Source organism: Limisphaera sp. VF-2 (assembly GCF_049537125.1).
GTDB lineage: Bacteria > Verrucomicrobiota > Verrucomicrobiia > Limisphaerales > Limisphaeraceae > Limisphaera.
The window spans coordinates 1,524,888-1,544,313 of sequence record NZ_JBMVQY010000001.1 but is presented as its reverse complement, the minus strand read 5'-3'; the positions used below and the strand labels follow the sequence as shown (position 1 = coordinate 1,544,313).

The 19,426-nt window shown below is 64.2% G+C and carries 13 protein-coding genes; all 13 read left to right on the top strand.

All coding sequences use genetic code 11. The annotated features are described in order from the left end of the window. The first annotated feature begins 483 nt into the window (after window positions 1-483). On the top strand, window positions 484-3,123 hold the full coding sequence (gene cas3g / locus ACPDIT_RS05555) for a type I-G CRISPR-associated helicase/endonuclease Cas3g (RefSeq protein ID WP_423442181.1): 2,640 nt from the start codon (window positions 484-486) through the stop codon (window positions 3,121-3,123). Next, window positions 3,120-5,408, top strand: a complete 2,289-nt coding sequence (gene cas8g1, locus ACPDIT_RS05550; protein ID WP_423442180.1) for a type I-G CRISPR-associated protein Cas8g1/Csx17 — start codon at window positions 3,120-3,122, stop codon at window positions 5,406-5,408. The genes cas3g and cas8g1 overlap by 4 nt, the downstream gene beginning before the upstream one ends. Beyond that, window positions 5,405-6,346, top strand: coding sequence for a type I-G CRISPR-associated RAMP protein Csb1/Cas7g (cas7g, locus tag ACPDIT_RS05545; protein WP_423442179.1), 942 nt, complete (start codon window positions 5,405-5,407; stop codon window positions 6,344-6,346). The genes cas8g1 and cas7g overlap by 4 nt, the downstream gene beginning before the upstream one ends. 3 nt (window positions 6,347-6,349) lie before the next feature. Then, window positions 6,350-7,891, top strand: coding sequence for a type I-G CRISPR-associated protein Csb2 (gene csb2, locus ACPDIT_RS05540; protein ID WP_423442178.1), 1,542 nt, complete (start codon window positions 6,350-6,352; stop codon window positions 7,889-7,891). Between the two features lie 12 nt (window positions 7,892-7,903). Continuing rightward, window positions 7,904-8,476 carry a putative CRISPR-associated protein gene (locus ACPDIT_RS05535; RefSeq protein ID WP_423442177.1) on the top strand — a complete coding sequence of 191 codons (573 nt, stop codon included), beginning with the start codon at window positions 7,904-7,906 and terminating at the stop codon, window positions 8,474-8,476. A gap of 10 nt (window positions 8,477-8,486) precedes the next feature. Continuing rightward, window positions 8,487-9,431, top strand: a complete 945-nt coding sequence (gene cmr1 / locus ACPDIT_RS05530) for a type III-B CRISPR module RAMP protein Cmr1 (RefSeq protein ID WP_423442176.1) — start codon at window positions 8,487-8,489, stop codon at window positions 9,429-9,431. Continuing rightward, window positions 9,428-11,332 carry a type III-B CRISPR-associated protein Cas10/Cmr2 gene (cas10, locus tag ACPDIT_RS05525; protein ID WP_423442175.1) on the top strand — a complete coding sequence of 635 codons (1,905 nt, stop codon included), beginning with the start codon at window positions 9,428-9,430 and terminating at the stop codon, window positions 11,330-11,332. Before cmr1 ends, cas10 begins: the two co-directional genes overlap by 4 nt. Beyond that, the gene (locus tag ACPDIT_RS05520) at window positions 11,329-12,468 is read left to right on the top strand and encodes a type III-B CRISPR module-associated Cmr3 family protein (protein ID WP_423442174.1); all 1,140 of its coding nucleotides are present in this window, start codon (window positions 11,329-11,331) and stop codon (window positions 12,466-12,468) included. The genes cas10 and ACPDIT_RS05520 overlap by 4 nt, the downstream gene beginning before the upstream one ends. A 2-nt stretch (window positions 12,469-12,470) precedes the next feature. Then, complete coding sequence (cmr4, locus tag ACPDIT_RS05515) at window positions 12,471-13,298, top strand: type III-B CRISPR module RAMP protein Cmr4 (RefSeq protein WP_423442173.1); 828 nt, start codon at window positions 12,471-12,473, stop codon at window positions 13,296-13,298. 2 nt (window positions 13,299-13,300) lie between these two features. Continuing rightward, window positions 13,301-13,708: a type III-B CRISPR module-associated protein Cmr5 gene (gene cmr5, locus ACPDIT_RS05510; RefSeq protein ID WP_423442172.1), complete on the top strand. Its 408-nt coding sequence runs from the start codon at window positions 13,301-13,303 to the stop codon at window positions 13,706-13,708. Then, the gene (gene cmr6 / locus ACPDIT_RS05505) at window positions 13,705-14,904 is read left to right on the top strand and encodes a type III-B CRISPR module RAMP protein Cmr6 (protein ID WP_423442171.1); all 1,200 of its coding nucleotides are present in this window, start codon (window positions 13,705-13,707) and stop codon (window positions 14,902-14,904) included. Before cmr5 ends, cmr6 begins: the two co-directional genes overlap by 4 nt. Further along, on the top strand, window positions 14,862-16,187 hold the full coding sequence (locus ACPDIT_RS05500; RefSeq protein ID WP_423442170.1) for a TIGR02710 family CRISPR-associated CARF protein: 1,326 nt from the start codon (window positions 14,862-14,864) through the stop codon (window positions 16,185-16,187). The genes cmr6 and ACPDIT_RS05500 overlap by 43 nt, the downstream gene beginning before the upstream one ends. A 1,405-nt stretch (window positions 16,188-17,592) precedes the next feature. Next, window positions 17,593-19,425, top strand: coding sequence for a CRISPR-associated endonuclease Cas4g/Cas1g (gene cas4g/cas1g, locus ACPDIT_RS05495; protein WP_423442169.1), 1,833 nt, complete (start codon window positions 17,593-17,595; stop codon window positions 19,423-19,425). Window position 19,426: the final 1 nt, after the last annotated feature.

Here is a 19,426-nt window from a genome sequence, read left to right as displayed (position 1 = left end):
CTTCGAACTCATGACGGCCCTCCCGGTGCGCCGCACCCCCGGGCACGCCCGGGACCTCCAGGAGCCATGTGACGCCGCTGCACGGCTCTGCGACCCGCCCAGCCTGGTTGTCAGTAGACCACCACAAATTTACCGATCGGAGGAATTCCTCGCGGTCCAGTGCAGCCACCGCTCTTTGCCAGGTCGACGCTTGGGCCGCGGTCTTCTCTTCGAATGACCAGCCCCGGCCCGGAGCTCACCGCAGATTACCAAGGTGCTCTTTGTTTAAGCTTGCCACGTCGATGCTTGACCTCCATCGAGGCAGATAGTAGCCTGACGCCCGAGGAAGACGATGGAGCTTCAGATCCCATCGATCGCCCGGAGTTTGATGAAACTCTGGCGGTGGATCCCCACCCCTAGCCGGCGACAGTGGCTCTCGGTCGGCAGCAGCGTTGCCTCAGTGACCATTTTGACCCTTCCCGGAATGTACCTTTGGCCTCCAACATGACTTACCGCGACTGCTTCGCCGCGATTGTGGGATCCAAGCCTTATCCTTATCAGGTCCGCCTCGCATGCGGACCTGCCAGCCAACCCGCTCCCGGCGGTCCGGTGGGGGTGACCTGCCGGTCGCAACTGATCTCGATCCCCACCGGCATGGGCAAAACCGCTGCCGTGGTCATGGCATGGTTGTGGAACCGGATTCTGCACCCGGATCCGGAGCACCGTGCTTCCTGGCCGCGTCGCCTCGTCTACTGCTTGCCCATGCGGACCCTTGTGGAACAAACGCGGGACAACGTCTCCGAATGGCTCGTGCGCCTTGCCCGGGCTGTGGCTGCTGACGACCCCCTCCTTGAATCGGCCGTCCGATCCCTGCCGCCGCCCGCCCGGGAGCGCCTGCAACGAGATGCTGCCCGCCTGGCGACCCTCAAGGGACCGCTGGCCCATGCCCGCGACCCGTTGCTCTGGCTGGCCAAACACTCGCCCATCGTCCTCATGGGCGGCGAAGAGCTCGATGACGGACGACGCGACTGGGATCTCCATCCCGAAAAGCCCGCCATCCTCATCGGGACGCAGGACATGTTGCTCTCCCGCGCCCTGAACCGCGGCTACGGCATGAGCCGGTACCGTTGGCCCATGCACTTTGCCCTGCTCAACAACGACTCTCTGTGGATCGTGGACGAAACCCAACTCATGGGCGTGGGCTTTGAAACCACGGCACAGCTGGACGCCTTCCGCGAACGGCTGCGCACGGCTGGGGCCGGCTGCTTCACCTGGTGGATGAGCGCCACCCTGGACGAGGCCCGGCTGGCGACGACCGATCATCCCCGCCCGGCCGAAGGATGGCCCGCAGTCCGATTGAGTTCCGCGGATCTGGCGCTGCCCGAAGTGCACCGCCGCTACCGCGCTCCCAAACCACTCGCCCGGGCCGGGCTGGTCCTGAAGGCGGGCACGGCCAAATCTTACGCCCGACAACTGGCGGAATTTGTGCTCGCCAAACACCGACCGAACAGCCTGACCCTCGTCATCCTCAATCGGGTCGCCCGGGCGCAAGAGGTTTACCAGGAACTCCGACGGCTCGCTCCCCAACGCCCACTTGCTCTGGTTCACTCCCGGTTCCGCCCGTACGACCGGGCGCACCAAGAAACCCTCCTGCGCGAGGACGGCGACCGCATCGTTGTCGCCACGCAGGCCGTCGAAGCCGGCGTGGACATTTCGGCTCGCACATTGATTACCGAGCTCGCACCGTGGCCATCGCTCGTCCAACGGTTCGGCCGATGCAACCGGCGCGGCGAGGCTCAGCCACCCGAAGAAGCCCGGGTTTTCTGGATCGACATCGAGGGCCGGGATGGAACCGACGAGCTAACCCTGCCCTATACCGCCGAGGAATTACACCAGGCCCGGGAGCTCCTTCCAACCCTCGCCGATGCAAGCCCGGCCTCTGTCGCCGACGCTGGGCCGCGTGCGGACGTCGGTCCCGTGCGCCCGCTCCTGCGACAAAAGGACCTGATCGAACTGTTCGACACGACCCCGGACCTGGCAGGACACGACCTCGACATCTCCCGTTTCATCCGCGAGGGTCAGGACACCGATGTCCATGTGTTCTGGCGTGCCTTTGGCGATGACCCCAACCAGCCGCCGCAACCGGAACCTGCCGCGACAGAGTTGTGTCCCGTCTCCCTGGCGCAATTCCGCCGCTTCCTCGAGCAGCTCGCCAAATCCCCGGCCAACGGCGTCGAGGCCGCCCGATCGGTCGCATGGTCGTGGAACGCTCTCGCCGAGCAATGGCAGCGCGTGGACCACCCGCGCCCCGGCGGCGTCTATCTCCTCCACGCCGGGGCGGGAGGTTACTCCCCCGAGTTGGGCTGGATCGGCGTCGAGGGTCTCTTTGCATCCGTCGAGCCCGTTTCTCTTCAGGCTCAGGTTCCCAGTCATGGCTATTCGCGGGATGAGGCCAGTTTTTGCAGTGCCTGGGTCACCCTCGGAGATCACACCCAGCATGTCGTGGCCGAAACGAGCAGCCTCGCAGAGGCCCTGAGCACGGAACTCTCCCGACTTCTCTCCTGCGATTCGTCCCCGGTGCTCGAGATTGCCGCCCGATGGCACGACCTGGGCAAAGCCCATGAGGCGTTCCAAACCATGCTTCGAGGGGACGACCTCGCGCGCGCAGCCGCTCTGTGGGCCAAGTCGGCCCAACCCTCTCGGACATGCTCGCGCCCCTTTTTCCGTCACGAGTTGGCCTCCGCTCTGGCCTGGTTACAAGCCGGCCCACTCAACGTGCCAGAGCGAGACCTGATCGCCTATCTCATCGCCGCCCACCATGGGAAAGTCCGAATGTCCATCCGGTCCCTGCCCGGGGAAGAGCCTCCTCCGGATCGGCCCGAAGCCCGCATCGCACGAGGGATCGTCGAGGGAGACGAGATCCCAACCCAAGCCTTTCTGGCCATCGGCTCGACCCCTCCCAGCGGTCCGCTGAAGTTGTCCCTGGACCTTATGGAAATGGGTCGGAATCCTCAGGGCGAGCCTTCCTGGCTCGAGAGGACCCTCGTGCTGCGCGACCGTTTTGGCCCGTTTCAGCTCGCCTTTCTTGAAACCCTGTTGCGCTCTGCGGACGCCCGTGCTTCCCAGAAGGAGATCGTGCCATGAACCGTGTTCTCCTGCCCGGATGTGCCCCGATCCCGCTGGCCCATTACCTCAAGGCCCTCGGGGTCCTGCGGCTGGTCTCCGAACAGGCTGATCCCCGGGCCGCCGGCTGCTGGCACCGCGATGTATTCGTGCTGCACAGCCGGCTCGACCGTCAGGGGCTGCTCGACTTTTTCCTGCACCACTATGCCCCGACACCAATCCTGGCACCTTGGAACGGCGGGAGCGGCTTCTACCCCGGTGATAACTCGGTTGCCCTCCAGGCCATCGAGGAAAGCCAGTGCCCCCGACTGGCGAGTTACCAGAAGGCGATCGCCGCCGCACGCAGGGCATTGAAGGAATTCGCCCTGGAGGAGAAACCCAGGGCCGATGTGAAGGAGCAACTTTTGTACGCCTGTCGAAACCTCTTTCCGGAATCCGCGTTGCGCTGGCTCGACGCCGCTTTCGTCCTGACCTGGGAGGGAGTGAAATACCCGCCCCTGCTGGGCACGGGCGGTAATGACGGACGCCTGGAATTTACCAACAATTTCATGCAGCGAATCGTGGAGATTCTGGATCCACAGACCGGTTTGCCGCGGGCCGGAGTCGAAACGTGGCTGGACGCCGCCCTGTACGACGGCGTCCAGAGCTTCCAGGTTCCCCCGGCGCCCGTGGGCCAGTTTTATCCGGGAGCTGCAGGCGGACCGAATACGACTTCTGGGTTCACGCGCGAGGGCAACGTCAATCCCTGGGATTATGTTCTGATGTTGGAAGGAGCCTTGTTGTTCGCGGCGGCAGCCGTCAAAAAATTGGAGACCGGCCAGCCGGGAACAGCCGCCTTCCCGTTTTATGTGCAGCAGACTGCTGCCGGATATGGTACAGCCTCCGCCACGGACGAGCTAAGCCCCGGCCCGAAGCGCCCCATCGGATCCCGTGGCGAAATGTGGATTCCACTCTGGTCCCGACCCACCACCCTGGCCGAACTGCAAGCTGTTTTCGGCGAGGGTCGAGCCCACGTAGGATCCAGACCCGCACGCACCGGCACGGACTTCGCCAGAGCCCTGGTGACCCTGGGGGTGGACCGCGGCCTCGAGGCCTTCGAGCGCCTGGGCTTTCAAATCCGCAACGGCCGCAGCTTTTTTGCCACTCCGTTGGGGCGCTTTGTAACTCATCGGAACGCCCGGGCCAACCTGCTCGCCGAAATCGATGGCTGGCTGGACCGCCTCCGCAGGGAGGCCGGTCCCCGGGCCGAGCAGGTTCCCTCCGCGGTCAGTCGGGCTCTCCGTCAGCTTGAAACGCGTATCCTGGAGCTGTGCCGCGAGGGCAGTCCCAAACGCCTTCAGGCCGTCCTGATCGCCCTCGGTCAGGCCGAGCGAGCCCTGGCTCGCAGCCTGGCCTGGACCACCGGCCGCAACGAGAAACCTCCGCGCATCAAATTGTACCCATTGTGCGGTCTGTCCCCGCACTGGCTCCAGCAGGCCGACGACGGCAGCACCGAATTCCGCCTGGCCGCCGCCCTGGCGTCCGTCCACGGCTGGTACAAGGATGCCGAGGGCCGGCCAGTCCTACTCACCCTGCGACACCACCTGGAACCGGTCGGCACCAGAGCCGGCTCCGGAACAGGCCCTCTCACCTGGGATGACCCACCTTCCAATGATGTCGTGTGGCATGAAGGTGACCTCGTGCAGGTACTCATCGCCATCCTGGCTCGAAGACTGATCCGCGCCCAACAGGCCGGAAAATCCGATCTGCCGGATCACGCCCATTGTCCGGCCCCGCTGCCAGACGTAATCGCCTTCCTCGAGGGCCGCACGGATGACACTCTCCTGGCCGACCTTCTCTGGGGACTGGTTCTTTTGAACTGGCAAACCTTCCCCGCCAACTCCCAAAGTCCGGGACCCGGCGGGGACCGCCCCGGCGCCCGGGCGACGGCCCCCACGGCAGACTCTCCAGTCGCCACCGGGCGGGAGTCTGAAACGGGCAACGGTCGCATCCCGGAAATCCCCCCTGCGTGTTACAGCCTGTTGCGGCTGGCCTACCCCCGACCCGGTGAGAGAAAAGATCTCCCCGAGATTCCGGCGGTTTCCATGATCCATCGACTCGCCGCCGCCGGACGAGCAGTAGAAGCCTCGCGCCTTGCCGTCCGCCGCCTCCGCGGCTCCGGACTACGCCCGGCCTTCGAAGAGGTTTTTGTCCCACCGGCGGCCGCTCGACGCATCGCTGCCGCCCTGCTCTTTCCGCTTTCCCCACGGGATCTCTCCCGACTGCGGGACCTCGTACTCAAACCTGAGCCTGAAACCGTGTTATGAACCTTGCAGCCCTGAACAACGAACCACGTCTCGTCCTGGAGGCCAAACTCAAGCCCATCGCCGGCACGCGCTTTCAGCCCACCGGCTTCCCCGACCTGGGCCCCGCCCAATACCGCTTACCCGACGGCACCGAGATGCTCCTGGTCGAATCCGCCCAGAGCATGGCCAATCGACTCGAGGCCGTCTGCTGGGATACCAGAACCAACGATTGGGTCGCACCCCTCCGGGGCCTCCCGTGCGTCCTGGTCATCGACAAAGACGGAAAACCGCTCACCAACTCCGTGCTCGAAGCCCACCGGCTCAACAGCCCCTATATCTTGGAGAGCCGCGACAAGTCCTTCGTGGAGACCCTGAAAAAGGAACTGGCCATCGGCGACTTTGGCCCCGTCGATCTTACCCTGTTGGCCAGGGTCCTGCTGAAATACGACATCAACTCTCTCCTGCATGGGGTGTTCCTCGCCAAGTCCGAGATCGCCGGCGGCCGAATGCGGTTGCCACGCGCTCTGACGGCATTCATCGAGGCCAAAAACGTCACCACTGCGGCCAGCGGAGGCGTCAAGAATGATCCCGTCAACCCCAGTGGCGACGCCACGAAAGGCTTTGGCAACGTACCGTTCCACCGCGAGGAATTCTGCGGAGATCTCACCGCCTCGTTCATTCTCGATCTGGCCCTCATCCGCGGATTTCGTCTGGACGAAAGCGTCGAAACTCTCCTGGTGGCGCTGGCCCTCTACAAAATTCACCGTTTCCTCCGCGATGGATTGCGCCTCCGGTCGGCATGTGATCTCGAGCTCGATGGCCCTCTCACGGTGAAACGTCCCGCGGCCTTTCGGATCCCCTCGCTGGCAGAAGTCGAAAGTGCGCTGCCGGGACTTGTCGAAAAGGCCAGACCCTTCTTTGCGAATCCACCCAAAACCACCGTGCAATTCCTCGCCTGAGCCATGTTACTGCTCCGAATCCTGCCGGCAGCCGGCCGGTTCCACGCCACCCCGTGGGGTCGGCACGTGAACGAGGGGGCTGTCGAGTGGCCCCCGTCTCCCTGGCGCTTCTTGCGCGCCCTGGTTGCCACCTGGCACCTCAAGGCGAAAACCGACCTGGCGGAGCCGCTCGTGCGCCAACTGGTCGACACCCTGGCCTCTCAACTGCCCGTCTTCTGGCTGCCTCGGGCCACCCTGGGTCATACACGGCATTACATGCCGGTGATTGAGAGCAAAAAAACCGAATCGAAACTGGTTTACGACGCATTTATCCACGCGGACGGCCCCTTGATCATCGCTTGGGACATGGAACTTCCGTCCGAGCTGCGCGAGGCACTCGCTCTGCTTTGCGGGCGCCTGACCTATTTCGGACGCGCCGAAAGCGTCGTGGAAGCACGAGTCCTGACCAACCTGCCCGGCTTCGAACCCAATGCCCGGCCATTGCCCGAGAATGAGCCTGTCCCGGAGGGCACTGAACTGGTTCGTGTGTTGTGCCCGGAAACCCCGCAGAACTATGCGCGTTGGCTGGAACTCCATGCCCATGCCCGCTCTGCCCAGGCATCGAAGTCCAAAGCCCGCAGTCGCAAGTCCAAAACCTCGGGGCCGCCCATCCCCGGCAGCCTGTATGATGCCCTGCAGACGGACACCGGCGACCTGCAGCAAGCCGGTTGGACCCTGCCTCCGGGCAGTCGCTGGGTGGATTACGTCCGCCCCGCCCGTTGCTTCGAGCCCGCACCGATCCGGGCTACACGCATCAGCCGCGCGTTGCCCACGGTCGCCCGCTTCAGCCTCGCCAGCGCCGTCCCGCCCCGCCTCACCCGCGCCGTCTCCGTTGCAGAACGCATCCACCAATCCCTGGTCAAATACTCCGAGCAGGCGCCCGTATTCTCCGGCAAGCAAGAGGGCCAACCTCTGGAGGGACACCAGCACGCGTTCATCCTCTGCGAGGCCAATGGCCGTCGAGACGCCATCACCCACGTGACCGTCTTTGCCCCCATGGGCTTCGATGGCCGCGCGCGGCGGGCGCTGGAAATCCTCACCCGCCACGGCGTCTGGGGTCATGGTGGCCACGACATCCAGTTGGTCCTTCTGGGCCTGGGCGGACCGGACCTGTTTCCGGACTGCAAACTCTTCGGCCCCGCACGAGTCTGGCGCTCGCTCACCCCCTTTGTCGCCACACGTCACCCGAAAACCCACCGCGACGGCCGGCCCAAACTCGACGCTGACGGATGGTGGATCGGGTCCCCTGCCCACGACCTGCGTCGTCTGTTGGCCGAGTTGGGTAAACCCATGCCCACCCGCATCGAACCCCTGGAGACCATCCCGGTTGGATCCCGCCGCCTCCGTCCCCTCGAATTTCAAACCGAGCGGCTGCACGGAGAAGGCCGACGCGGTGCCCGCACCGGCACTGCCTTCCAGCTGGTCTTTCCCGAACCTGTCACGGGCCCCCTGGCCCTCGGGTATGGCGCCCATTTTGGACTTGGCTTGTTCATTCCATTACAGTAACCAATCTGGCGTATGGAGCATCACATCCTGACCGTCGGTGTGAGCTTGTTGCAGAACTTCGCCCGCTCCAAAAGTCCACCCGTCGACTTTGAATTCGCCCTGAAACATCATCCGGAGGTGTGGACATTTCTCCTGGAAAACCCCACGGCGGCCTCCGCAGAAATCAACTCCCTCGAAATGCGAACCCGCTTTCTGAGCTCCCCATCTCCCCCGAGCCTCTCGGTGACTCTGATCCACACGGAGACGCCGCTGGGGAAATGCACCTGTTCCCTGCTCGAAAGATTCCTCAAGAAATGTAAAGTCCGTGTCGATAAGATCCCCGTGAAGGGCTTTGACAAACCAGCGGGCGATGCCGACCCGGAGTTTGCCCAACGGGAAGCGCTCGAAGCTTTGACGCAGATGCGGGAACGCGTCATCCGTCATATCATCCGCCTGAAAGAGCAGTCCCCCGACCTGAGCATCCACCTCAACGCCACGGGGGGCTACAAAGCCGAGGTTGCCGTTCTTTACGAACTTGGACGCTTTCTTCGCCTGCCTGTCTATTACCTGCATGAAACCTTCAGAACGTGTGTAACCCTGCCCTGAGCCCCGTCGCATGCAGAATCCCATCGTTGCCACTTACCGAATCGTGACACAGATGTTCCTCGGAGGAGCGCAGCCCGGGGAAGAGGCCGAGCTGCGACTTCCCAGTTTCAAGGGGGCTCTGCGTTTCTGGTGGCGGGCCCTCCGATGGGGCGAAGTGGAATCTCTCGAGCAACTGCGGACCGAGGAGGCCGACCTGTTCGGCAGCTCCTTCACCGGCCAGAGCCGGGTCCGAATCTGGATGTCCAATGCCGTCACCCCGGAAAAACAGTGCGCCGAAAAGTGGAAGCCCAGCTCCTGGCAGGGCTACGTCGGCTACGGGTTGACCGACAAAGGGAGCCGTTGGTACCTGAAGCCGGGGCAGGATTTCTCCGTCTTCGTGGACCTGGAACGTTGCTCTCACTCGCAGATCCAGCAGGTGCTCGCAGCGCTGAAACTGCTGGGCTTGGCGGGAGGACTCGGCGCACGCAGCCGCAGGGGGTGGGGCAGTATCACATTGATGCGCCTGGAGGGCGATGCGTGGACCTGCCCCCGCTCGCAGGACGAATGGGAGCGGGCCATCGCCGAACTCAAGCCCAAAGCCCCCGTCCACCAGCCCCCTTACACGGCCTTGTGGCGCGACTGCGTCTGGGCCGCAGGCCCTCCCCAGCACTCCTGCGAGAAGGCTCACGAGTGGCTGGCCTCACGATATCGGGCTCGGGTGAAAGACTGCTCTCCCAAGCACGATCGCGCCCAGTTTGGTCTGCCCCGGCCTTTCAGAGATCGCCCCCGCAAAGAGCGGAGGGCCAGTCCGCTGTTTCTGCATGTCCACCAGTGTCCCGGCGGCCAATGTTTGCCATGCGCGCTCTGGTTGCCGGCGGATTTCCTGGAATCCGACCCGCGAATCCCGGGTAGGGGCGCGCACGGCCGCTCATTTGTCGAGGAACTGAAACGACGCGATTCCACCCCTCGAGCATGAGGTGTCACCTTCACTTCTCCTTCGGCCCGGTCCAGGCCTTCATCGCACAAGCCCGTCGAACGCGGGATTTGTACGTGGGCTCGTTCCTGCTCTCCCACCTTGCTCTCAAGGCCATGGAAGCCGCCGCAAGTGCGGGGGGAAGGCTCGTTTTGCCCGACCTGGCCAGGATCCGGTCCGCCGCAGCTCAGTCGGGCCTCGCCCACGCGGTGGCCCCCAATCGATTCCTGGCAGAGTTTAGTGATGAAGCCGTCGCGGCGCAGGCGGGACAAGCTGCCGCGCAGGCCCTGAAAAATGAATGGCGTTCGATCGCCGACGTCGTTTGGACCCAGTGCCTGGAGCCGGGCGCCGCCCTCGGCCGCAACTCCCGCGCCATCTGGGAACGGCAAATCGATTCCTTCTGGGAAATCTTCTGGGTGGTCGGGCCCCCCGCCGAACACGACCTGTTGGACCGACGCAGACAATGGCGGACCCTGCCCCCGACCAGCGAGCCCGGCGACCACTGCACCCTCATGGGCCAATGGCAGGAGCTCTCGGGTTGGATTCGTGCAACCGAACGCAAGGCCCAGGACGAGTTCTGGCATGCGGTCCGAACCCGGCTGCACAGTCTTCAGGCCTCCGTCTTCGATCTGGAGGAAGACGAACGGCTTTGTGCGATCGCGTTCGTCAAACGCTTTCTCCCCTTGGTGAGCCGACAGGCACTCGGACGGGACCTCTCGGTGGAACACTGGCCGTCCACTGTCACCATTGCCGCGGTCCCATGGCTCCGAAAACTGAAATCCGCGCCCGGCCCTCTCCTGGAGCAATGTGCAGAATATGCACGCTACGTACGCTCGGTCAGCAGTGAACGCGCAGTCCTGGCCGGCGCAAGCGGGCGCATTGCCCTTTTGCGGGATTTCCCCAGGGCTGCCGGAGACTTCCCCAAACTCAGCGGCAACTTCCTGAACCGAAGCGCGCTTCTCAACGAGCGGAGCACCCGCCTCCAGAGCGAAGCCTCCCGGCCTGAGTTGGCGGAAAAACTCCGGCGCCTCGAACAGGCCAGCCAGGATCGGGCGGGCAACTTCTACGCGGTGCTGGTAATGGATGGCGATTCCATGGGCCGCTTGCTGCGGCAGGAGTCCCCGGAACGCCTCACCGCCGGCCTGAGTGCATTCGCCACAAAAGCTCCCGCCCTTCTGGAACAGGAGACCCTCTCCGGCGTATGCGTCTACAGCGGTGGTGATGACCTGTTGGCCCTCCTGCCCGTCGATTCCGCCCTGGACGCGGCCGTGGCCGTCCGCCGCCTCTACCAAACCACCCTGCAAGAGCAGGCACGAGTCCCCTCGGCCACCATTTCCGCCGGGCTGGCCCTGGCTCACTACCGATGTGCCCTCAGCCGGGTCCTGCGGTATGCCCGATATCTGCTCGACCAAGTCGCCAAGGACCGAATCGGCCGCGACGCCATCGCCATCGGCGTGTTGAAGCCGGGCGGGATTGCCTGCGAATGGGCACAAAAATTCGACGCATTCATCCGGGACGACACTCACGCATTTGCACCCCTGGTGGAGGCCTTCCGCCGCGGCCTCCGGGGCGAAGCCGAAGGAATTTCCGCCAGCTTCTTGTACAACCTGCAACAGCGTTTCTCCCAACTGGCCCGGAGTCCCGCCACCACGCAGGATTTCAACGGCCGCTTCGATCCCTCCGTCTTGGAGCATCTTTTCCTTGCCGAATACCTGCACGGTCGCCTGGACCCGGACCCAGCTCGTGCAGACGAGCAGCGCAGGTCGGCTCGGCGCCTGATCCAGCAACTGGTTCACCTGTGCTGCTGCACGGATCCCGACATGCCCGATCAGCCGCGCATCGACCTGAGCGCACTGCGCCTGCTCAAGTTCCTCGCCCTCGAAGGAAAGGAGGGAGCCGAATGAGCGCCTCGTACTACTCCCTTTCGCCCTGCGACGCCTGGTTCTTCCGGGATGGTCGCCCCTATCACCACGGTGAATCCAACCAGGCCGACGTGCCCTCCGTCTTTCCCCCCTCCCCGCGCACACTGAGCGGAGCACTGCGCGCGGCCCTTGCGCGGGCCCACGGTTGGCACGACGGACATCGTTGGCCCCCCGCCTTGAACCCCGTCCTCGGTGACGGCCCCCATCACCTTGGCACCCTCCAATTTACCGGTCCCTTTCTGATCCGTGGAATCGGCCCGAGCGCCCGGTCCCTCTGGCCAATGCCCCGGCACTTGCTCGGATCCCATCAAAAAGGTCGTTGGATCCCGCGGGCCTTCTTGATCCCCGACTCACGGGAAATCCCCAGCGACCTGGGCAGCCGCCGACTTCCCCGCCCAAACCTCCCCCCGGGCCAGTCCCAGGGCGGATTCAAGCCGCCCGAGGCTGTCTGGGTGACCTCGCGCGGCCTCGAACGCATCCTGACTGGCCGCCTGCCAGAGGCCGACGAAATCGTCCCCGCTGAAGAACTGTGGACGCTGGAATCGCGCATCGGACTCCGCCGGCAGCCCGACTCCCTCATCGTCGGCCCGGGGGATCTGTACAGCCCCTGCTACGTGAGACTCCACCCCCGCGTGTCCCTCGGCGTGGGCATCCAGGGCCTGCCCGAGTCCATGCACCCATTACCCCCGCTCCTTGCTCTGGGAGGGGAATCTCGCTTGGCCGCGGCGGAACCCTGGCCCCAGAACCCCCTTCCGGCCGCGCCCGGTGTCAACTCCTTCCAACCCGACTCCCGCGGGATGATTCGCTTTGTGCTCCTGCTCCTCACACCCGCCCGCTTCACCTCGCCGGCAAACCCGGCATCCAACCTGCCCCTGCCCGCTGAGGTGATCTCTGCATGCGTCGCCCGACCCCAATGGATCGGCGGCTGGGACTCCCTCAACCACGAACCGTTGGCCCTGGAGCCGTTCTACCCTGCGGGCTCCGTGTGGTTTTGCGAGACCCCCGCGGAGAAGTTCCCCCAAATCTACAACCACCACGGCCAGTGGCTGGGCGATTACACGCGGCACGGATTCGGCCAGATCGCCATCGGCCTCTGGCCGCCCAACCCAACGCAATAGCCATGCACGCCCGACTCATCAGCCTGTTCGCGGAAACTTCCATCCACCCCGGAGCCGAAGCCGGCGCCGGGTTCGTCGACCTGCCCGTGGCGCGCGAGGCCGCCACCGATTGCCCCGTCATCCCGGGCTCCAGCCTGAAAGGTGCCCTTGCAGGCTTGGCACGCGAGCACTCCATGCAGCAAAACGATCTCGAGCGCATCTTCGGCAGGGCCGACCATGCCGGCGGCCTGCTCGTCTCAGATGCCCGCCTGCTCCTCCTGCCGGTTCGAAGCCTGCAATCGGCCTACAAATGGATTACCTGTCCCTACCTCTTGGAGCGACTCGACCGCGATTTGCGCCGTGCCGGAATCCGCATCCCCTCCCCCTTGACCGAAATCACCCCTCCCGCTCCGGGCCGGTACCTGGCACAAACCCAGGAAGAGCTCTTCCTGGAGGAACGCCTCTTCACCCACCAGGCCACCTGCCCCGACGGCCTCCTCCAAACGCTGCAGCAACTCCTGCCGGACCCCTCCGCCCGCAAACGCCTTCCGCAACAACTCGTCGTGCTCGAAGATGGCGACTTCGCCTGGTTCGCCCGCTATGGATTGCCCATCCAGGCCCGGAACGTTCTCGATCCCGAGCGAAAAACCAGCCAGAACCTCTGGTACGAAGAAAGCATCCCGCCTGATGCCCTTTTTTATGCCATCCTGGCGGAACGCACGCCCGGAGCCGCCGAGCCCCTCTGGAACCTCCTCCAGGCTCATCCCTATCTGCAGGTCGGCGGCAACGAAACCGTGGGCATGGGGTGGTTCCAAATCTCGGTCCACAACTCCCAAGAGCCAGCCTCCTGAGTATGCAAACGCTCGCCCAACGTCGCGCCCAACACGCCCTGAAACAAGTCTTGAAGCACCGGCAAGCAGGGCCCCGGGAATACGGGAACTATGTCAGCTACGTCCAGGCCCTGCCCGCTACCATTGTCATGAACGGCCTGGGTCAGGCCTGTGCCATGCTCCTGGCCAAAGCCGCGGGCGACCCCAAGCAACCGCATGGCCTCTTATATGCCGACCTCGAGGATTGGCTTTGCGGACCCGATGAGGCCGCACCCTTCCGTAACGCGCCGAAGACCGACTATCGCCTCATGAACGCCATCACCTCCGGAGACCAACGGGCTTACGTCCGCGCCCAGGCCGAGGCCATCGCCTACCTCGGTTGGCTGAAGAAGTTCGCCTGCGCGTTCCTGGAAAGAGGAGCCGAAGAATGAAACTCCCGCTTTATTTCTTGCCGAACGCTCCCCGCGCGTGCCCCGCCAGGGGCCACACCGGCCTCTGGTTCGACAAGTTCTGTAACCAATGGGCCGATGATCCCGAGGCGCAGCACGGCAGCCCGTGGTCGCTCAAGGCACGAAACAACTCCAACCCCAAGCTGGACTGGATCCGAACAGTCACGGGGCAACCCATCGGTGACAAGGCCCTCCTCGCAAGTTACGCCCTCCGCATCACCGCCCTCGCTGACGCCCTCGGGGGCCAGATCCGCGTCCTCAAGTCCATCAGCCGGCTCGCCACCGGGCTGGGACGAGATCACCCTATCGAAAACGGCTTCACTTGGCATCCCTCCCTGGGCACCCCCTACCTTCCGGGCTCTTCCGTCAAAGGCCTGGTTCGTGCCTGGGCCGAATCCGGCGGCGCCGGGTCGGACTTGGATGCAAAAGCCTTCCAGCGCATCTTCGGCTCCGGGCCCCGTGGGCCGACCCCCGCGCCGGCCCCACCCTCCGTGGGCAGCGTCATATTTTTCGATGCCGTGCCCGTCAGCCCCGTGCGTTTGAAGCCGGACGTCATGACCGTGCACTACGCGAATTACTATCAGGGGAAACCTGGCGACCGCGACCGCGTCTCACCCCCGGCCGACTGGCTCGAACCAGAGCCCATTCCCTTCCTGACCCTCGCTCCCGGCGCCCTCTTTCTGTTCGCGTTGGCGCCACGAACCCGCTCCCCTGAGGCCGTGGAGGACGCCCGCATCGCAGCAGACTGGTTGGTGGACGCCCTCGGCCGGCTGGGCATCGGCGCCAAAACTGCCGTGGGCTATGGACGCCTGACCCGAGATCCGAGTCAGGAAACCGAACTTCGCGAAAGCCTGCAGCTCCGCAAGAAAGAAAGGGAACAGGAAATGCGCCTTGCGCGCCTCAGCCCCCTTGCCCGCGAACTCGAAACCGACATCGCCAAGCATAAGTGGGAAACAGATAAAAACGCCTTCACCAGAGGAGACCTCGTCGAGCGCTGGGTGGAACGCCTCGAAAAAGATCCCGTGCCTGATGCTCTGCAACGCTTGAAAGCCCTACTGGAAATGCATTTCCCGGGCATTCTTGCAGATCCCGACAAAACCGGTGGCAAAAGCAAAGAGTACGTCCATAAAGAGCGTTGGCGAAAAGTCGCCAAGCGCCTCAATCAGATCCCTGTATGACACCTCTCCGTCTCCTCATCGCCACCGTCGGCGGTTCTCCGCAGCCGGTTGTGACCAGCGTTCTCCATTGGCACCCCCAGCGCGCAATTTTCATTGTTTCCCCCCAAACGGCCTCTTCCCTGTCCGCCGAGATTATCCCGGCCATCCAAAACGGAGGTTGGGCCGAGTTTGACTCGGGACGCTATGATTGCTTCACCATCGAAGACCCCGAAAATCTCTCTGTCGTTGTCAAAAAATTGCGCGCTCTGGACGAGCCGGTTTACTCCTGGCTCGCGCGCGGCCCACAAGCCTCCGTCGTGGTCGACTTTACCGGCGGCACCAAGGTCATGACCGCCGCACTGACCTTGGTGGCCAGCCGCTGGCCCTGCCGCCTCTCCTACATCGGCGGGAAACAGCGCACCAAAGATGGCATGGGCATCGTCCTCGAGGGAGCCGAAACCGTAATCACCTCTGAAAACCCCGCCGATGAACTCGCGTGGTTGGCTGTTGACTCCGCCCTCTCCCTCCTCTCCCAACACGCCTATGCCGCAGCTGCGCGGGTGCTGAATGACGCGATCCACAAAGTCACGGATCCCGGCCGAAAAGCCGAACTGAGTGCCCTGGTTCTCCTCTCTGAAGCGCTGGCTGCCTGGGATCGTTTTGATCACCGAAATGCCCTGGATTCTCTCCAGAAAGTGCTCAGAAGAATCCACGACCTGGAAGCCGCCTTGGGTCGGGATCTCACTTCGCGCCTTTTCCCGGCCCTGGAGGCATTGCACCAACACTTGGAGCAGGTCAGGGAAGCAGGCAACGCAGCCCCCAGTCGCGCCGTGTTAATCGATCTGCTGGCCAACGCCCGGCGCCGCATGGACGAAGGCCGATGGGATGACGCCGTCGCCCGCCTCTACCGAGCCATCGAAGCCATCGCACAGCTACTCCTGACTCACCAGGGCATCCCCTCCACCGCCGCAGTCCCCCTCGACTCCATCCCCGAACCTCTGCGGAGCGAGTTTCGCCCCGGCGCGGACCAGGACCGGGTCAGACTCGGCCTCCGCGATGCATGGCGGCTCCTCGACAGCCTCGGCCACCCCGCTGCCGCACAATTCCGAGAACTTGGACTCGCCGATCCGAACCGCTCCCTTTTGACCAAGAGAAACCACAGCATCCTTGCTCACGGCTTTCAGAGTGTGGAAAAAGATGTCGCTCCAAAGCTTTTCCAGGCCGCCCTAAAACTCTCCAACCTCCGCGAAGACGAGCTACCCCGGCTCCCGATCCAACGTTTTCCGCCTCCTCCGTCCTCGTAACGAGCCACTGGCTTGGAGAAGTGCCCCAAAGATCAGCACCGCCCCTTCCCGCGAACAACTTCACCGGCTCGAGCTGAACTCCACCCGTTGAACGCGCCAGCAGAGTCAGCCCTCCCCCTCCGACGTCATCATGCCTCGCGACCCAAGGTCCGGGCCCGGCCCGCGATTTTTTCCGAAGGTCCGATACCCATCCTTCCGTCAAATGACCGTCCGTGCGATCCCGCAACAGTTCAAGGACCGTCTCTGCGGCTTGGAACCACCTGCCGGTGCTTCTGTCAGGGACCCTGCAGTCACCGGATTCATGCCTTTGCACGAGTTCTGACTGCGATTGGCAGGTTGTCCCATGCGCTGGGACGATGGCACAGCGCCGAATCCGTGGTCTTTCATGACAGCCGACAGGTGTACAAAATGGGCTGTCTCGAAAGTCCGCCGTTTGTGGCCACGGGACCTTTCGCAGCTTGTCCTTGCGGAGAAAGGCGATTGTAAGATTCAGGAATCGACCCGCGGTTTCTTGCACCACCGCTTGGACGCATCTCCTCTTCGCTCCGCCTGCCACGCTGCAATGGCTCTCCCTCCGCGCAGCGTCGCCTCGACGCTCGGCTGATCGCCCACCCGGGCACGCTGATGTCATCCAACCCCTCCGACCGATCCCCCGGACTTCCGGCGATTCGCGCCGCCTGAAAAGGCCGCCAGGCAACGAGGCTCCCTTTTGCGATCTGGGGCGTCCTGGCCCGCCAGTAACCTGCACAAGAAAGCAGGCTGCAAACACGTCCCTGGGAGGTGCCGGCCCTGCGCCCGGGGCATCTGAACCGCCCGGCACCGTACCATGCCTTTCACCACGGTCTTCACCACGCCCTGCACTTCGCGATTCACCTGTCTTCCCTGCGAAACCTTGGCTCTTTGGCATGCAGGGTGCTTCCATTGCCAATGCATGAGCAACGAAACCAGCGCCAACCAACGGCTCTCACCGGCGCAAAAGGCTGTGGCCCGGCGCAACGCCCGGCTAGAGTTGGCGGCCCACAGCCTCGACACCGGGCATCCGCACTCCGAAGAGGCCCGCGAGCTTCTGGAGATGCTCCGGCGCTCGGCGCGACTTCTCCAGCGTCCCGTTGAACAACAACCCTCGGCGCTCCCTTCCCCGACCCCGACCGGCCCCCAGGCGCCCATTCTGGCACGAGAATCCGGACCATCTCCGTCCGAACCCCCGACACCGTGTCCCCCAGACGCCGCCGCCCCTGCTCCGGCTCACCCTTCGGCTCCCGCCTCCCCGCCCAGCTCGACCCAGGCCACAGATTCGAACCCGCCCCCCGGCTCGGCTGATAAACCCGATCAAGAAAGCCCACCGCCTCACGTTTCGCCCAATCCCGCCTCCCCGCCCCTCTTCACCGGCATCATTCCCGCACGAATGCTGAACCAGTTCGTCTACTGCCCCCGCCTCTTCTATTACGAATTCGTGGAGGGCGTGTTTCTTCATAATGCCGATACCCTGCGGGGCGCCGCCCTGCACCAGCGCGTCGATGCCGGCACCGGCGCCATGCCCCCACCCGCACCCCCCGCCGCTTCCGCCCCTGCCCCCGCAGACCCCTCCAGCGCCCCCGAACCCGCCCGCGAAGAAATCATTCACTCCCGCTCCGTGGAACTGGGATCCGACCGGCTCGGGGTCATCGCCAAGATCGACCTCGTCGAAATCCAGACCGGTTCTTCCGACCTCTTCACTGCAGTCGAAGTCTGCCCCGTCGATTACAAAGCCGGCTCCCCGCGCCTCCGCGATGACGTCCCGGAACTTTGGGACGGCGACCGCATGCAACTGGCCCTTCAGTGCCTCATCTTGCGGGACAACGGCTACCAATGCCGCGAAGGTATCATTTACTACCGCGGCACCAAACAACGCGTCCGGCTCGAACTCACTCCCGACCTCGAGCAATGGGTCCTTCAACAAATCGACGCCGCGCGCCGTTGCGCCGTCGGACCCATCCCCCCACCCCTGGTCGCCTCGCCCAAATGCCCCCGGTGCTCCCTTGCCCCCATCTGTCTCCCGGACGAAACCCGCCTCCTGAGCGACCAACGCCCCTCCCCCAACACCCCCTCGGGACCCTCCCCCGCAACCGCATCCCCTCACACCCCGGGCCCTTCGCGATCGCCGGAGCCTGTCCGACGCCTCATGGCCCCGCGCGACGACACCCGCGCCCTCTATCTCAACACGCAGGGACTCCGCGTCGGCCGCAAAGAGGAAACCCTCCAAATCTCTCAGGAAGGCAGAGTCATCGACGAAGTCCGCATCCGTGACCTTTCCCATGTGGCCCTCTTCGGAAACATCCAAATCACCACCCAGGCCATCCAGGCCCTCTGCGAAGCCGAGGTACCTATCACCTTCTTCTCCATGGGCGGCTGGTTCTACGGCCTGACCCGCGGACATCACCTCAAAAACGTCTTCCTGCGCATCGAACAGTTCCGTACCGCGGCAGACCCGCAACACGCCCTGCCCCTGGCACGCAAGTTTGTTCACGGCAAAATCCGCAATCACCGCACCCTCCTCATGCGAAATCACCTCGAACCGCCCCCTCGCACATTGGCCCTCCTCAAACACTATGCCGAGGCCGCCCTGTCCGCCCCGGACCTCCCAACCCTGCTCGGAATCGAGGGAGAGGCCGCTCGCACCTACTTCGAGCAGTTCAGCGGCATGATCAAAGTCACCCAGAACATCCCGGAAGAGGCCCTCCTGGCCGGCTCCGCGCCGGCTCCATCCCCCCATGGGCCTCTCCAGTTCACCTTCAACTTCACCCAGCGCAACCGCCGTCCTCCCACCGACCCCGTCAACGCCCTGCTCTCCCTGGCCTACAGCCTCCTCACCAAGGATTGCACCCTGGCCCTGCTCGCCGTCGGATTCGATCCCTACGTCGGCTTCTATCACCAACCACGCTTCGGGCGCCCCGCCCTGGCCCTCGACCTCATGGAAGAATTCCGCCCCCTCATCGCCGAATCCGTGGTGCTCACCGCCATCAACAACCGCATCATCACACCCGAAGACTTCGTAAGCGCAGGACGCGCCGTCAACCTGGCACCCAGAGCGCGTCGCCGGTTCTTCGAAGTCTACGAACAGCGCATCAACAGCCTCCTGACGCATCCCCTCTTTGATTACAAGGTCAGCTACCGCCGCGCCCTCGAACTCCAGGCGCGACTCCTGGCCAAAACCCTCACCGGGGAGATCTCCGAATACATCCCCCTCACCACCCGTTGAA

Bases quoted from the DNA above. Each gene is read 5' to 3' on its own strand.
- cas3g (WP_423442181.1), top strand. From the start codon at position 484: ATGACTTACCGCGACTGCTTCGCCGCGATTGTGGGATCCAAGCCTTAT.
- cas8g1 (WP_423442180.1), top strand. From the start codon at position 3,120: ATGAACCGTGTTCTCCTGCCCGGATGTGCCCCGATCCCGCTGGCCCAT.
- cas7g (WP_423442179.1), top strand. From the start codon at position 5,405: ATGAACCTTGCAGCCCTGAACAACGAACCACGTCTCGTCCTGGAGGCC.
- csb2 (WP_423442178.1), top strand. From the start codon at position 6,350: ATGTTACTGCTCCGAATCCTGCCGGCAGCCGGCCGGTTCCACGCCACC.
- ACPDIT_RS05535 (WP_423442177.1), top strand. From the start codon at position 7,904: ATGGAGCATCACATCCTGACCGTCGGTGTGAGCTTGTTGCAGAACTTC.
- cmr1 (WP_423442176.1), top strand. From the start codon at position 8,487: ATGCAGAATCCCATCGTTGCCACTTACCGAATCGTGACACAGATGTTC.
- cas10 (WP_423442175.1), top strand. From the start codon at position 9,428: ATGAGGTGTCACCTTCACTTCTCCTTCGGCCCGGTCCAGGCCTTCATC.
- ACPDIT_RS05520 (WP_423442174.1), top strand. From the start codon at position 11,329: ATGAGCGCCTCGTACTACTCCCTTTCGCCCTGCGACGCCTGGTTCTTC.
- cmr4 (WP_423442173.1), top strand. From the start codon at position 12,471: ATGCACGCCCGACTCATCAGCCTGTTCGCGGAAACTTCCATCCACCCC.
- cmr5 (WP_423442172.1), top strand. From the start codon at position 13,301: ATGCAAACGCTCGCCCAACGTCGCGCCCAACACGCCCTGAAACAAGTC.
- cmr6 (WP_423442171.1), top strand. From the start codon at position 13,705: ATGAAACTCCCGCTTTATTTCTTGCCGAACGCTCCCCGCGCGTGCCCC.
- cas4g/cas1g (WP_423442169.1), top strand. From the start codon at position 17,593: ATGCTGAACCAGTTCGTCTACTGCCCCCGCCTCTTCTATTACGAATTC.